Origin of the sequence: Vibrio sp. B183 (genome assembly GCF_000740665.1) — a bacterium.
Lineage (GTDB): Bacteria > Pseudomonadota > Gammaproteobacteria > Enterobacterales > Vibrionaceae > Vibrio > Vibrio coralliilyticus.
Window position 1 is genome coordinate 323,660 of record NZ_JPQB01000014.1, and the last position, 14,352, is coordinate 338,011.

The 14,352-nt window shown below is 43.6% G+C and carries 15 protein-coding genes and 1 pseudogene; 12 read left to right on the forward strand and 4 right to left on the reverse strand.

The genetic code is table 11. From position 1 onward, the window contains the following. Positions 1 to 34 precede the first annotated feature (34 nt). Positions 35 to 157, forward strand: coding sequence for a hypothetical protein (locus IX95_RS26955; RefSeq protein ID WP_268745326.1), 123 nt, complete (start codon positions 35 to 37; stop codon positions 155 to 157). Positions 158 to 385: 228 nt separating this feature from the next. Continuing rightward, positions 386 to 1,261: a LysR family transcriptional regulator gene (locus IX95_RS16050; protein ID WP_038161802.1), complete on the forward strand. Its 876-nt coding sequence runs from the start codon at positions 386 to 388 to the stop codon at positions 1,259 to 1,261. Here the strand turns inward: IX95_RS16050 and IX95_RS26885 are convergent. Further along, entirely contained in the window at positions 1,258 to 1,665 is a 408-nt protein-coding gene (locus IX95_RS26885; protein WP_021457018.1) for a hypothetical protein, read from the reverse strand. The two genes, IX95_RS16050 and IX95_RS26885, sit on opposite strands and share 4 nt — an antisense overlap. Positions 1,666 to 1,715: 50 nt before the next feature. Further along, positions 1,716 to 3,389 (reverse strand): amidohydrolase, encoded by a 1,674-nt coding sequence (locus IX95_RS16060; protein WP_038161805.1) that lies wholly within the window; start codon positions 3,387 to 3,389, stop codon positions 1,716 to 1,718. Between the two features lie 231 nt (positions 3,390 to 3,620). Between IX95_RS16060 and IX95_RS16065 the strand changes: the two genes are divergently transcribed. The 8 genes from IX95_RS16065 (at position 3,621) to IX95_RS16100 (ending at position 9,620) form a co-directional block, all read left to right on the forward strand. Further along, positions 3,621 to 3,869 (forward strand): hypothetical protein, encoded by a 249-nt coding sequence (locus IX95_RS16065; protein ID WP_038161808.1) that lies wholly within the window; start codon positions 3,621 to 3,623, stop codon positions 3,867 to 3,869. Between the two features lie 18 nt (positions 3,870 to 3,887). Then, a complete protein-coding gene (locus tag IX95_RS16070) occupies positions 3,888 to 5,078 on the forward strand; it encodes a sensor domain-containing diguanylate cyclase (protein ID WP_038161810.1) in 1,191 nt (396 codons plus the stop codon). Between the two features lie 38 nt (positions 5,079 to 5,116). Beyond that, positions 5,117 to 5,587 (forward strand): OsmC family protein, encoded by a 471-nt coding sequence (locus IX95_RS16075; RefSeq protein ID WP_038161812.1) that lies wholly within the window; start codon positions 5,117 to 5,119, stop codon positions 5,585 to 5,587. 121 nt (positions 5,588 to 5,708) lie between these two features. Next, a complete protein-coding gene (locus IX95_RS16080; RefSeq protein ID WP_038161814.1) occupies positions 5,709 to 6,905 on the forward strand; it encodes a DEAD/DEAH box helicase in 1,197 nt (398 codons plus the stop codon). After that, positions 6,902 to 7,225 (forward strand): N(4)-acetylcytidine aminohydrolase, encoded by a 324-nt coding sequence (yqfB, locus tag IX95_RS16085; RefSeq protein WP_152562038.1) that lies wholly within the window; start codon positions 6,902 to 6,904, stop codon positions 7,223 to 7,225. Before IX95_RS16080 ends, yqfB begins: the two co-directional genes overlap by 4 nt. Further along, complete coding sequence (locus tag IX95_RS16090; RefSeq protein ID WP_051912587.1) at positions 7,222 to 7,665, forward strand: GNAT family N-acetyltransferase; 444 nt, start codon at positions 7,222 to 7,224, stop codon at positions 7,663 to 7,665. Before yqfB ends, IX95_RS16090 begins: the two co-directional genes overlap by 4 nt. Positions 7,666 to 7,917: 252 nt before the next feature. Continuing rightward, the gene (locus IX95_RS16095) at positions 7,918 to 8,322 is read left to right on the forward strand and encodes a type II secretion system protein (RefSeq protein WP_038161820.1); all 405 of its coding nucleotides are present in this window, start codon (positions 7,918 to 7,920) and stop codon (positions 8,320 to 8,322) included. 95 nt (positions 8,323 to 8,417) lie between these two features. Further along, positions 8,418 to 9,620, forward strand: coding sequence for a type II secretion system F family protein (locus IX95_RS16100; RefSeq protein WP_038161823.1), 1,203 nt, complete (start codon positions 8,418 to 8,420; stop codon positions 9,618 to 9,620). A gap of 5 nt (positions 9,621 to 9,625) precedes the next feature. Here the strand turns inward: IX95_RS16100 and IX95_RS26535 are convergent, their stop codons facing one another. Beyond that, a complete protein-coding gene (locus IX95_RS26535; RefSeq protein ID WP_160175002.1) occupies positions 9,626 to 9,781 on the reverse strand; it encodes a hypothetical protein in 156 nt (51 codons plus the stop codon). Positions 9,782 to 10,271: 490 nt separating this feature from the next. On the opposite strand from IX95_RS26535, the pseudogene IX95_RS16110 reads away from it, so the two are divergent. Then, a pseudogene (locus IX95_RS16110) lies at positions 10,272 to 11,519 on the forward strand (MFS transporter); the annotation flags it as partial. A gap of 61 nt (positions 11,520 to 11,580) precedes the next feature. Here IX95_RS16110 and IX95_RS16115 read toward each other — a convergent pair. Continuing rightward, positions 11,581 to 12,345 (reverse strand): substrate-binding periplasmic protein, encoded by a 765-nt coding sequence (locus IX95_RS16115; protein WP_006961345.1) that lies wholly within the window; start codon positions 12,343 to 12,345, stop codon positions 11,581 to 11,583. Positions 12,346 to 12,530: 185 nt separating this feature from the next. Between IX95_RS16115 and IX95_RS16120 the strand changes: the two genes are divergently transcribed. After that, entirely contained in the window at positions 12,531 to 14,255 is a 1,725-nt protein-coding gene (locus IX95_RS16120; RefSeq protein WP_038161827.1) for a sensor domain-containing diguanylate cyclase, read from the forward strand. Positions 14,256 to 14,352 lie beyond the last annotated feature (97 nt).

Genomic DNA, 14,352 nt, shown 5'->3' on the forward strand with positions numbered 1-14,352 from the left:
ACTTGCCGGTGTAAAACTGATTTAGGAAGCGGCGGTGATCATAGCCGTTAATGCCAAGCTGCTCAGCTACAGCATCATCAAATGTCCAACCAATATCATCGTGACCTTCATTTCTGATGAAGCTGATCCCTTATTAAGTTTAGACAAGCGCGATTGAACAGCGATCAGAATGCTATTCTGATGCTTTCTAGATTGAGTCGTATAGGCATAAAAGTCGATATTGCATGCAGTTGGGAAACATCTGTATGGGAGCAATATCTCATCGTTCACACCAGACATTAAGAGAGACATTCACAGTGATAATCAGAGCTCTAATCAACCATTCACAACGAATTTGGTATCTTTTACAATAAGCCCTGTTGCTATTCTCTCTCGGAATTCACGGATGAACACGACTCACCTAAAAGCGCTACTTCTAGCTATCGAAGCTGGCTCTATTTCCGCAGCAGCGCGGAAGCTCGGCAAAAAGCAGTCTCAAGTTAGCCAATGGATCTCCGATCTGGAGATTGATCTTGGCGTCAGTTTCTTTGACCGCACAGGAAACAAAAGCACGCTAAGCCAACAAGGTGAACAACTGCTTCCATCACTGACTCATACACTGGCACAGCTAGAAAAGCTGGCAGAAAAAGCTTCCGCTTTGAGCGCAGGAGAGCCTACAACAATTCGTATTGGTATTGAGCATTACGTGCCTGAGGCCCCTTTGTTAAATGCCATTCAACAGCTATTCCTATTACCTAACCTTCATGTAGAAATCTATCGCGATGAACAAGCAGGCTTACGAGACGCTTTACTTAATGGCGAAACCGATATTGTTGTCCAGCATGAGTCAAATCAGCTCCACCAGACTGATGTGGAGTACACAAAGCTGGGCAACTATCTTGAAGGTCTGGTATGCCACCACTCTCTCGCTCTTGCTTCTGCTCAGCCCATATCGGTGGATGTATTAAGCGAGTACAAAGAGCTAATTTGGGGACAGTTAGGTGACGAGGAAGGCGAAGGATACAGTCCAGATTACGCGGTAATCAATGACCTAACCATGTTAATCAAGCTACTCGAAGCTGGACAAGGGTTTGCCTTTCTCCCGCTCGCTAATATCACTCAGAAAATTCAGGATGGTACGTTGGTTAGATTAACGTCTGAGTTTGAACAAAGTGAGATCCCCCGACGGGTGGAATTAAGTTGGAGACCGGGATTGACTCTCTCTAAAACAGGTCATCAGATCATCGAGTCACTGAAGCAATACCACGAGTTTCTTGCTTAATCGGAGACTAATGCGTCCCACCAGTCATAAAGGTATAACGCGATATAAATTGGTACCAAAGCCCAAAGCAGTGGGTCGTCGTAAACGTTTTCTGTCGTGCCAATCGTGGCGACGGCTAACATCATCAGCTCTGAAATACCTATAAAAAGCAACGCTTTAGTAAGATGAGCAAGCAAGCGATGGGATTGCTGATGGATATTGGTTTTCTGATACGTAGCTTCAAATACTCCCACAATCGCAGCCGCCATCAACAGACCGACCACCGCTAAAATGGACGACTGATTGCTTCTATCCATCTCCTGCATCGCATCAAACGTCAGCTCAAATAACATGGGCACCGCTAACATTAGAATGAATGCTTGTTTAACAGCAACTTCGGCTAAAAATATCGGTGATTTCAACACGCTAATCCCTCAAAAGACAACGCCGCACGTTTAACGTGCGACGTTGTGACTTATTCGTCGATATCGTAGACGATTTGACCGTTAAGAATCGTCATCCAGATATCTGTCTTTTTGATTTTCTCGGCAGACAATTGGGTAATGTCACGCGACAAGATGGCAAAATCCGCCGCCTTGCCCACTTCTATTGACCCTGTAATATCATCAAGACCTAAGCTTGTTGCTGCATTGATAGTATAGGCGTCTATCGCATCTTCAACACTTGGCAGGCCTGTTTGCCCCATGATAAGGCTATTGGCAATGCCCACCAGTGGGTTGATGTCGTGTACATTCCAGTCACTGCTTAAGGAGACGTTAGCCCCTGTATCGAAGATCGCTTTCAGGTTCATCAAAGCACGGGTTCGCTTGGCTCCAAGAAACGCTTCTGCCCATTGATGATCATGATAAGCAACGTAATCTGAACCGACTTGAAAATCCGCAGTCACATTCAGTTTAGCAAAACGTTCTACATCTTTAGAGTTCACCAACTCAACGTGTGTCAGTGTGTAATCCTTTGCACCGCCTTGCTGACGCATCGCTTCAATCGCATTGAGAGATTCACGAATCGCACCATCACCTATCGCATGGATGTGGGCACCATAGCCAATCTTATCCAATGCTTTGAGCCACTCTTCCATCGCCTCGGGTGGGATGTAGTTGATGCCGTAAGGCTCATCTGGGATGTAAGTATCCAGATAAGGTGCAAGCGTCTTCGCTGTCCCATTAACTAAAATGCCGTCACTGTACATTTTGACCTGATCCACCAGCAGTAGCTGAGATTTGTCCGTCGCTAATACCTCAGACAAAAACGTTAACTGCGGCTGCATTGAATCCGTCGGATAAATCCAAGGTCTTAAGGAAACACGCGCAGTGAGATCACCCCGTTTCTCGGCTTCCTTCCATACTTCATACCACCCACGCTTCCAGTAAAGTCGGCCATCACCGATGCTCGTAATACCGTGTGAGCGAGCTTCATCCAAACCTGTCATCATGCCTTCGTAGCTTTGATCGAATTGCTCTTCAAGGCTGTTCCACGCTATCTCCATCACGATATCGCCCGCGTTATCCAACAAGATACCATTGAGCTCGCCTGTGTATTCGTCTTTGAGAATTTTCCCGCCTTGCGGCTCTGGCGAATTCTTGTTGATCCCTGCTTTTTCTAGTGCTGCAGAATTGACCCACATTGAGTGAGAAGTTTGCTCCATAATGATGACTGGCTGATCAGGAAAGACTGAATCAATGACCTCCAGAGGCGTACGTCTGTTATCCTCTGCCAGTAATGCCTCGATCGAGAAACCATAGCCCATCACCCATTCCCCCCGACGTGCGTCTTTACGACATGCTTTCAGGTAAGGGATTTGTTCTTCTAATCCCGCATCCATACTCAGCTCACACTGGCCTCCTGCTTCTGATGCAGCCTCGAAGACATGGTTGTGATTGTCGATAAAACCAGGCGCGATAAAGCCACCGTCTAAATCTATGGTTTCCGTCGATGGGCGAGTGAAGCTCTGCATGTCTGAGGCTTTGCCTACGTAAAGAATTTTACCTTTCGAAATGGCAATTGAATCCGCAGTTTGATAGCCATAGATGCTGGCATTAGTTAGCACCATGTCGGCGGAATCCGCTGCGTAAGTATTGGCTGTCATAGTGAGACTCGCGAGTAGTGTCAGAGTGTAAGCGCGTTTCATTGGCTTGGTTTCCTTGTTATTCATCCCTAACGTTTCACAGTATAGGGGCTGTCTTAACGCACAGCCTAACAAGTCCTTGGATTTAGTGAAAAATAGTCACTATCATAGTTTTGGGATAGCATTGATTGCCCTGAACTAATCCATTGCTTTGAACGCAAGCCATCAGCCTAACCTATAGTTATCAGTATGCATTGCCACTTAGTAAGTGCTGAATAGGGAGGCTGTATCGCGATGGACAAAGGAAAATGGCGTAAAGCTTTTGACCTGTATGGCTATTCAGTCGCAACGCTGATTCTGGTGTTGCTGATCGTTAATTTTGTCACCTACTCCCTCTATCACGTACAGAAAGACAACATTTATGACTTGGGCGTAGGTTTTGCCCGAGATCAGAATGCAGCACTTATCAATCTGATCCGAAAAGACATTCGCATTATTGGCTCAAGCGTACATTTCTTTTACGCGACCGACGCCGAGCAGTGACGAAACTTCCCATTATTCGTGCAAAGTGCACTGAAAGACGATATTGGCTCCATCACGTCACTTCAATGGATGCCAAGAACAGAATCTAATCCCGGCTCGCGAGAGGTAGCTAAGCCCGGAGAGTTTGTCGTAACCGAAGTATTCCCCAATAATGCAAGTAATGCCAAGCTCATCGGCTATCAGCCCCGAGATGCGCGTTTTGCCCACGCTTTAGACATCATTACAACCACACAAAGAGCGTTCATCTCTGACCGAATTCACTTACTGCAAAACGATTTTAAGTCCGTCAATGATAAAGACAGTGCTCTGGTTTATTTTCCGGTTTACAGCAAATCAGATGCAACACAGCTGTCAGGCGTTATTGTCGGAGCCATTGATTTACATAGTTACTTTAAGGCCTTAGCGTCTCGACTACCAGTCAAGCGATTTGAATATCAAATTGTCGATCAAGGTTTTGACGCCAGCGACGCACCGATCTTATATGAGAGCGAATACTGGTCGGAATCAGAAGGCCAAATTTATGTTGATTCCGTCAGCGTGGCCAATCGCAACTGGGATATTCGAGTCACCATCACTGACCAGCTGGATTACAACCAAATGGTAACACTGGCGGCAACATTTACACTCGGCCACCTTACCGCTTTCTTAGTCAGCTTTCTTGCCTTTAAACAAACAAGAGATAGGCGACGACTTAACGCCATTGTCGCAAAGAAAACACAAAAGCTCACCTACATGGCATATCACGACAGTTTGACTGGCGTTGAAAATAGGCGTGCGTTTAATGAAACACTCAAATACAAAGTCATTAATGACGAAATATTCACGCTGATTGGTTTTGACGTCGACCGGTTTAAAGGCATTAATGATACCTTCGGACACTCCGCTGGAGACAAAGCACTTCAGCATGTTGTTTCGCTCATCACACCTTTACTCAGCGACGCAGACAGTTTTTATCGTTTGGGCGGGGACGAATTCTTTATGATGGTGAAACACACAGATGCAGAGCAGGTAGAAACATTACTGTCGAACATCACCAATGCAATCCGTTCGACACCATTACTCTTTGAAAATAAGACGATTGCCATCACCTTAAGCCTCGGCGCAGTAACAAGAAGTCGTGAAGATGTGGAAACCTTCATCAACCGCGTTGATGAGCAAATTTATCAAAGCAAAAGTGGTGGCCGAAATCAGTATTCATATACGGCTTAGTATGTAAAGATGCCCAGTGCGATATTCAAGGAGGAAAGATGTCAGACTACAGGGCAACTATTCGTTGGCAGCGAGCCGAGCACGAAAAATTTAGTGACAATCAATACAGCCGTGAGCACCAGTGGGAGTTCGATGGTGGTGTCTGTGTCCCCGCTTCAGCATCACCTCATGTGGTTCCATTACCTTATTCGGTCGAAGAAAATGTCGACCCTGAAGAGGCATTTATTGCCGCTATTTCAAGCTGCCACATGCTGACTTTTCTGGGCATCGCTGCTAAACGTCGTTACGTCATCGACTCTTATGTTGATGAAGCCATAGGCATTATGGAAGAAGATGACAAAGGTCGAACCTCGGTAACGAAAGTAAACCTAAGACCTAACATCGTGTTTTCTGGTAGCAAACAACCTGATTACGCCCAGTTAGAGAAGATGCATCACCTCGCTCATCAACACTGTTTCATCGCCAACTCTGTTAAAACCGAAATCGTGACAGAAATTCTTACTCCCTAAATCTCTGCTGATCCGACAAGAATTAAGGCGGGTAGAGATCCCGTGATGAGTGTATTCATGCTAAACTCTGCGCCAAACACAGGGTTTACCCCGCTTCACTATTTAGATTCAGAGTGTACAGATGCCATTCTCTAAGCTCGGCTTAAGCCAACCAATTACCGACGCCATTCAGCAACTGGGTTATGACAAACCCACGACAATTCAAACCAAAGCCATTCCCGTGGTTCTGCGTGGCGAAGATTTAATTGCAGCCGCACAAACAGGTACAGGCAAAACCGCCAGCTTTGTATTGCCAATGCTCGAAAAATTGAGTCAGGGCGAAACTCAGCGTAAGAAACGTATTCGTGGTTTGATTCTCACGCCAACACGTGAGCTGGCTGTACAGGTTGAGGAGAAGATTCAAGATTACAGCCAACACCTCGCTCTTACTTCACTTGCGATGTACGGTGGTGTGGATGAACAGGCACAGAAACAGGCCCTAATTGAAGGCGTTGATATTCTGGTCGCGACACCCGGTCGACTGATCGATATGTATGGCAAACGCGCCGTACATTTTGAGGAAGTTGAAATGCTGGTGCTGGATGAAGCCGACCGCATGCTCGATATGGGTTTTATTGACGACATCAATAAAATCCTTGACCGACTGCCAACCGATATCCAGCACTTGCTGTTCTCCGCGACTCTGTCGAACAAAGTTCGTGATTTGGCGAAAACGGCAGTACACGACCCTTATGAGATTTCCATCGCGGCCAACCAAGCGTCGAAAAAGAACATCGAACAATGGCTAATTACGGTCGATAAAGACAAGAAGTCAGCGCTGTTAAGCCACTTGATCAAAGAAAATGACTGGGATCAGGCGCTGATCTTCATCGAGACTAAACACGGTGCTGCGAAATTGGCTCAACAGTTGGAAAAGCGCGGTATTGAAGCAGAGGCGTTCCACAGCGGTCGTAGCCAAGCGGTACGTTCTAAATTACTCGAAGATTTCAAAGCTGGAAAAATCCAATACATGATCGCCACTGGAGTCGGCGCTCGTGGTATTGATATTGAAGGGCTAACTCGTGTGATTAACTATGACCTGCCTTTCCCTGCTGACGAATACGTGCACCGTATTGGTCGAACAGGTCGTGCGGATGCACAAGGCGAGGCCATCTCCTTCGTCTCAAAAGATAATTTCAAGAATTTGTGCATGATCGAAAGCCGACTCGGCCACCTGATTGAGCGTCGCGAAGTTGAAGGGTTTGAACCGCGTAAACCTGTGCCTATTTCCATTCTCAATTATGTGCCTAAGCACAAGCGTCAAAACAAGGATTCATGATGAACGCACCTACCAAAATTCTCTTTTTTGAGTTTCTTACTCCACTGATCACTTCTGGTAAGAAAACCATTACCATTCGCGATGAATCAGAATCTCATTACGTGCCGGGTACTCAGGTTGAAGTATTCACGTTGGAGAAAGATGAGAAAGTGTGTGAGGTGAAGATTCTAGCGGTAGAGCCCCTTCACTTTAACGACATCAACAAGTTTCACGCTGAGCAAGAAGCGATTGAGCTGCCAAAGCTTAAGCAGCTAATTCGTGAAATCTACCCCAATACCGACGAGCTTTTCTTGATCACTTATGAGCTGGTTGATGCATGATCGCCTTTGATTTTCGCCCGGCGACACCGGGCGATTTCGACTTTTTATTCTCTCTCAAAAAGAACGCAGAATACGACGCGATAAAAGCCGTGTTTGGTTGGGATGAAGAAATGCAGCAACGTCTTCATCTTGAAGAGTGGCAGGAAGACCAGCCCACCATAGTGACGGTTGACGGGAAACCTGCTGGCAGCTTTTTGCTGCAAGACAAAGGGCAACACTTTTACTTTTGTCGTTTCTTCCTTCTGGCCTGCTACCACGGCCAAGGGATGGGAAGCAAAATCCTGCAACACTGTATTGAACTAGCCGATGCCCAACGTAAGTCGATCCAACTGTGTTATTTGCAGGGAAGTCGTGTGGGTGGGCTTTATCAACGCTTCGGGTTCAAAATCACTTCCGAAGATAATGACTTTATCTATATGAAAAGAGACCCGCTTACTTAACTCTCATATTCTAAAAATAGCTATCGAATAAAATTTTCGATCTATTCCTGCCTTAAAGAAAATGTGCCTATTCCAAAAAGTTAAATCATTAATAATTTAATCTAATAGTTTGAATTTCCAATAAAAATAATTCCAAACCACAAATTAGATGGGTTCAGTGTAAGAATCTTCCTTATTGATAACAAAAACAACAACAATCAAGATAGCTCCCATTGACAGTTAACTTAGACTAAATCATACATGGAGTATGTGATGAAAAAAGGTTCAATTTTAAATAAACAGAGTGGTTTCTCTTTAAACGAAATACTAGTTTCCGTCGCTATTATGGGCACATTGGCGGCTGTTGGCGCACCATATGTTGCAGATATGACAGCTGACGCCAATGCAAGAACGGCAGAAGCTGCTGCTTCACAAGTTGTTTCTGAAATTAACAATGTTGTAGATACTACACCTTATACTCAAGCTTCGATTAGAACAGCTGCAAAAAAAGCTGGAATTGACATCAGTAAAGTAACTATTGCAACACAAGGGGGCTTTGGGGGCTCTGTTAGTGGGGCTGGTGATGTGAGGTTCTCGGTGGGTACTTCAGCGAACCTTAGATATAAGGATATTGAACTAAAAAGAAGTGGGGCTGACACTCGAGCGGAGTTCAAATAAGTTTAGCTTTACAAAAATAGATAGTATTAGAAAAACACAACAACTCCAACATATTACAAGTTGGAGTTGTTTATATTTGTACGATTGAAAACATAATGCCGTATTACAAATTTAAAGCTAAAGATACCAATCCTAAAAGCAATACATATAAGCAAGATATTATTGGCCATGTCACTGCTCGGTCAGAAGAGCATGCCACCCTTCGATTGGCAAAGAAAAATTTAATGACTCGTCATCTTGTTGAAGTTGATACCACTTTAACCACAATACAACGTTACAATGGCATCACCATTGATGAGCTAATTGTATTCAGTAGACAGGTACAAACACTACTTGAGTCTGGGGTTGATATACTCAACACATTATCTTCAGTTATTAAAGTGAGTAAATCCCCTAGGTTGAAGCACGAACTACGTAAGCTCTACGACCATGTAAACATTGGAAACTCGTTGAGCTCATATTTTGATGGAAATAGGGCCTTTCCTGAGTCTATGCAGGTCCTACTCATGGCTGGTGAAAAAACGGGTCTATTGTCTGAAGGCTTTAGGATGCTAGGTGATCACTTAGAATTTCAACAGGGTAATGTAAGGAAAATCAGGGAAGCATTAAATAAACCAAAACAAACAGCCTTTATGATTATAGTTATTGTGACGTTAATGATGATATTCGTCATTCCCACATTAGTTCATGGGCTAACAGGCGAGTTACCACTTCCAACTAGAATCTTAATATCAGTGTCAGATATTATTACTAATGATTGGCATTTCATCGTATTGGTTATACTCAATTCATATGTGTTTCTTAGGCTAATAAAGTCCAAGGGGGGGGATATTTGGTATGACAAAAACAAACATAAGATTCCAATAATAGGAGAGATAGTACAAAAGCATGAAATGATACAATTCACCCGAAGTGTCGCTATGTTAAATAACGCTGGCATACCGATCATTGAGACTTTCATGATAAGTATCGAATCAACAGGAAACCTACATTATAAACAGCGCGTAAAAATAATGTGCGATAGTATAGAGCAAGGTGAAAGTATAGCAAACAGCGCTGTTCGGGCAGATATATTCCCTCTTACCGTCGAAACCATGCTTTCCATAGGAGAGAAAAGTGGATCTATAAGCAAGATAATGGAAAATATTTCGACACTATACAAGAGAGAAATTGATTTCGAATTGAAGATGTTAAACGATAGGCTGCAGCCATTTATTCTACTCGGATGTGGTGGCCTTGTACTGTTAGTTGCTCTAGGTGTCTACTTACCTATACTTGAGCGTCTGGTATCAATATAAGTATTCTAATCATCACCTACTTCATTTGAAATAACTCTATTTATAAAGTCAATTTCTTCTTCTGAAAGAATATTATTAATTTCTTTTAATTCCTCTTCACATAAAAAAAACCTATCACTAAATATATTGAGTATGCTTTTAATAAAATTAATTATCCCCATACTACCGCACCCATCAACACAAATAAAATGAAAATTCTACCACTTAACAAGATGGGTTTAAATTAAGATTTTTCCTACATCTATATACTGAATTTTCTTACATTAATAATCGTTGAAAAAAAACAACAATTAACAATAATATCATTTAAGAAATTCATTAAACGCTTCGATACAGTTTTATATACAACTTTATTATGTACAAATGGTGTTGGTATGTATTTAGAGATAATAAAAGAGATAAAACCTTATTTTTTATCCACATTTATATTAATAATTGCATCTTCAATAATGATTGAGATGATTCATAGTGTATATTTCAATGAACTAGAGAATCATATTTTCCTGTATGTATTTATAGGGCTATCCCTTTTAGCACTCGACATCAGAATTGACCTAATATTGAGAAAAATGAAACGTATCCAGCACCAAAAGTATAGAAAGCCCAAACGCACAAGCAACTCAGTTTTCCAATAAGTTAGGTGTACCTAAAATGCCACGCAGCCAAACCTCTCTTTTAGGGCAGATACGATTTCTGCCCTATTTCATCACCCAATTTTTTGGTGCTTTCAACGACAATATCTTCAAAAACGTTTTACTGTTGTTTGTTGCTTTTGCTGGAGTTGGAGCGCTACCTATTTCTAGCGACTTGTTTATTAACCTAGCGGCGGGACTATTCATTCTTCCCTTCTTCCTTTTTTCCGCGTCCGCTGGTGTTTTAGCCGATAAATACGAAAAGTCTTGGTTCATTCGCAAAGTAAAGCTGGCTGAAATCGGCATCATGTGCCTTGGAGCTATCGGCTTTATTACTGAGAGCTACATCATTCTTCTCATTCTACTGTTTTTGATGGGGACACAATCGGCGTTTTTTGGCCCGGTCAAATACGCATTGCTTCCACAACAATTAAAACCCCAAGAGCTGGTGCCTGGCAACGCTCTGGTTGAAACGGGTACGTTTCTCGCAATTCTTCTTGGTACACTCGGTGCTGGAATTATTGCTTCAGTCGAAAGCGCCAAATACGTAGCAGCCGGATGCGTCGTATTGTTTGCAGTGTTTGGTTATCTCGCCAGTCGTTCAATTCCTGAAGCGCCCGCAAGCGCGCCAGACTTAAAGTTCCGCTGGCAGCCGATCAAACAAACCCGAAATACCATTGCCATTGCTAAATCGGACAAAACGATTTTCCAAGCCTTGATGGCGATCAGCTGGTTCTGGTTCTTAGGCGCAGCCTACCTGACTCAGTTCCCCAATTTCACTAAAATCTATCTTAATGGCAATGAAAGTGCGGTTTCATTCTTGCTCGCTCTTTTCTCTATTGGTATTGCTGTCGGTTCCTTAGCCTACGACAGACTATCTAACCATCGCATTGATATCGGTATCGTTCCGCTGGGCAGTTTAGGTATCACCATCTTTGGCTTCTTAATGGCAGTGTCTGTACCAACCAGTCTGCCAGAATTTGAAACTTTTGCAGACTTTGTGTCTTATCAGCCGTTATGGCCTGTGTTCATCTCGCTGTTGATGCTGGGTGCATCCGGTGGTGTGTTTATTGTTCCGCTCTATGCATTGATGCAACAACGTGCCAAAGTCACGGAGCGTGCTCAGGTAATCGCAGCGCTCAACATCTATAATTCATTGTTTATGGTAGGCAGTGCCGTACTCGGTATCGTCTGCCTAGCGATTATAGAAATGAGCATTCCTCAACTATTTCTATTGATTGCTGCAATGAACTTGTTCGTAACAATTAAGTCAATCAACCTCGCTTCTAATTTTATTGTTAATAGTTAAGTAGTTAGACGATTGATTGTTACTTAACTCTCATATTCTCGAAGTAATCATAGATGAGTGCTTCGTAACGCCCATCTTGCTTCATATCGAATAATACTTGATCAAAGCGCTGGAGCAATTCGGCATGGCTGCGGTCTTTGGAAAATGCAATATAGCTGGGCGTTGCCTCAATAGGAGGCGATAAAATATCAATATCGCTATCTAGCCCTTCTCTGACCAAAATGCTTCGGGCACCAAATTCATTGTTTACCCAAATATCAGCGCGTTTTGTACGGACGAGATGAGCGCATTCGACAGTGCTGTTTCTCTGGAAAATAAGCCGAAAGCGACCCTCTTCTATCTTAGCGTCCATTCGTTTTCCATAACTCACACCATTGACGACACACAAAGCGATTTTGGATACATCACCCGCTAAAATTTCCTCAGGTTTGTAGTCACTACCTTTGAGCGCCATCAAACTAATATTTTGGACGAAGAGCACATTTTGACTAAAATCTGCAAATTTTTCTCGCTCAGGGTTTTTAAAGGCGGTGAAAATGCCATCCGCACGACCACGCTTTACCAGTGTAAGGGCTCTAGCCCAAGGCAATACTGTGATGTTGACTGGTGTTTCCAGCTGATGGAACACATACCTCACTAGCTCTACAGCAACCCCTGAAACCTGCTGCCCCTGCATTTCTATGTAGGGCGGGTATTCAAGCGTGACCAAATCAACCGGCCTTGCAGCACAAGGTTTTAGTGCCACTAGAGCAAGAATGATTGTTCCTAAACGCAACCACTTCATCCTGTCTCCTTCACATAAGCCAATGATTAAATGAGAAAGCGTCATTCGACTATGGAGTAATAACCAAGTTGCATAACACTTAAGACCTTCTAAACTTACATATCGTAATATTAATATCACTAGGCAATATCGTTTGACTTTTTACGTAAATCATCAGTTTTTGTAGCAGTTAACACGAGGATTCTATGGTTCGCTCTTCTTTAAGTTTAAGTCGTTTTCAATATTTCCCAGTTCTCGCCCTTGCTCTTTCTATGGTAGTCGGTGGTTACTATTACGACAAAACCCTAGACAATTGGGTGACCGATATCGTCAGTAACTACATGTCTAATCTGCTTAACGATGTCTCGCATCAGATTCAAGAAAAAGAGCTCGACCTCTATGACATGAGCCAGCCTGAAATAGACGACTTCCTCGATAACCTTTCGCAATCCAGCTTTGAACAAAGATTTACCATCATACACAGCTCGGGAGCCGTGCTGGGAGATTCACAACTTTCCAATAGGGAGATATCCCAGCTGGAAGATCACAGTAGCAGAGCCGAGATAACCTCAGCTCTGTCCGGTGAAACTGGTTTATCCAAACGATTTAGCCAGTCCTTAAACCAAGAGTTACTTTATGTCGCTAAGAAGCTCGAACTTCCTGAAGACGACCATGGCCACGACTCAACTTATGTTCTCAGACTCGCGATGCCAATGACTTCGCTTTATGCCATGTCCGCCGACCTCAAATTAATTGAGAACGCGCTAATGGCATTTTCTCTGGCCATTTTGATTCTTTTAACCTGGTTGAGTAACCGAAAAATCTACAAGCTTGTTAAAGAAGAAAGAGATCAACAGGAGTACCGTATTCAAAAAAGTACTCAGGAGATTGAGCTACTCCACCAACTCGCAAATATGCTCGCCGCTTGTAACAGTGTCAAAGAGGCACAAGTGGTCGTCGCCGACATCATTCCAAGAGTGCTAGGCAAAGTGAACGGTTGTGTTTCCATCATGCGTGACTCACGCAATCAACTCGAAGTTAAACTCGACTGGGGAGGAGAATGGCCCGCGAGTAAACTCTACGCCCCCAATGAGTGCTGGGCATTACGCAAAGGTAAATACCACCTATCGAAAGAAAGACACCATAATCTTTCTTGCACCCATATGACCGACTCTTCCATTGAAGGGCTTACATTGTGTGTTCCACTTACCGCTCACGGCAATACAGTCGGCATGTTCCACCTCTATTTTGATGAGCACTCTGAAGAAATATCTGAAGACACCAAACAACTCGCCTTCACGATTGCAGAGCATCTCGGATTGGCATTAGCTAACTTGAGCCTTCAAGAAAAACTCCGGTCACAAGCGATGCGCGATCCGTTAACAGGTCTCTTCAATCGTCGTTACTTTGAAGAGGTATTCGAGAAAGAGTGGGCCAAAGCTTCTCAAGATAGCAACCCAATGTCGTTGCTGATGCTCGACCTTGACCACTTTAAGCGCTTTAACGACAACTTTGGTCACGATGCTGGGGATTATGTCCTGAAGGAAGTGGCAAACTTGCTGAAACGTGAAATTGGCGACGAGCATGTTGCCTGTCGTCTTGGTGGTGAAGAACTGGCGGTGATAAGCCCTAATTGCTCCATCAGCGAATCGATGGAACTGGCGAATCAGATTGTCGACTCTGTCAGAGATTTGCACTTAGACATGAAAGGCTTATCTCTGGGTCAGCTTGGTGTCTCAATTGGCGTCACTACTTTCCCAGACTTGAACACCTCCACCACAGAGCTGATTAAAGCGGCCGATACTGCCCTTTATCAGGCCAAAGACAACGGACGAAGCCAAGCAGTACATACTCAATCAAAAGAATACCTTAAACAGTTAAACACTGACGTCCACTCAGAAAACCGAGACGTGTTACCACTGAAACTCTAGGGCTTCACCTTACTTACTCTGCTTGCTCCTCTCACAGGAGCAAGCGCTATTTCCCACTCCATCGATCGTTCATGTTTTATAAGGATCAACAACCACT

What these genes read in the sequence shown, in the direction of transcription:
- IX95_RS16050 (WP_038161802.1), top strand. Translation starts at nt 386, where the DNA reads ATGAACACGACTCACCTAAAAGCGCTACTTCTAGCTATCGAAGCTGGC.
- IX95_RS16060 (WP_038161805.1), bottom strand. Translation starts at nt 3,389, where the DNA reads ATGAAACGCGCTTACACTCTGACACTACTCGCGAGTCTCACTATGACA.
- IX95_RS16065 (WP_038161808.1), top strand. Translation starts at nt 3,621, where the DNA reads ATGGACAAAGGAAAATGGCGTAAAGCTTTTGACCTGTATGGCTATTCA.
- IX95_RS16075 (WP_038161812.1), top strand. Translation starts at nt 5,117, where the DNA reads ATGTCAGACTACAGGGCAACTATTCGTTGGCAGCGAGCCGAGCACGAA.
- IX95_RS16080 (WP_038161814.1), top strand. Translation starts at nt 5,709, where the DNA reads ATGCCATTCTCTAAGCTCGGCTTAAGCCAACCAATTACCGACGCCATT.
- yqfB (WP_152562038.1), top strand. Translation starts at nt 6,902, where the DNA reads ATGATGAACGCACCTACCAAAATTCTCTTTTTTGAGTTTCTTACTCCA.
- IX95_RS16090 (WP_051912587.1), top strand. Translation starts at nt 7,222, where the DNA reads ATGATCGCCTTTGATTTTCGCCCGGCGACACCGGGCGATTTCGACTTT.
- IX95_RS16095 (WP_038161820.1), top strand. Translation starts at nt 7,918, where the DNA reads ATGAAAAAAGGTTCAATTTTAAATAAACAGAGTGGTTTCTCTTTAAAC.
- IX95_RS16100 (WP_038161823.1), top strand. Translation starts at nt 8,418, where the DNA reads ATGCCGTATTACAAATTTAAAGCTAAAGATACCAATCCTAAAAGCAAT.
- IX95_RS26535 (WP_160175002.1), bottom strand. Translation starts at nt 9,781, where the DNA reads ATGGGGATAATTAATTTTATTAAAAGCATACTCAATATATTTAGTGAT.
- IX95_RS16115 (WP_006961345.1), bottom strand. Translation starts at nt 12,345, where the DNA reads ATGAAGTGGTTGCGTTTAGGAACAATCATTCTTGCTCTAGTGGCACTA.
- IX95_RS16120 (WP_038161827.1), top strand. Translation starts at nt 12,531, where the DNA reads ATGGTTCGCTCTTCTTTAAGTTTAAGTCGTTTTCAATATTTCCCAGTT.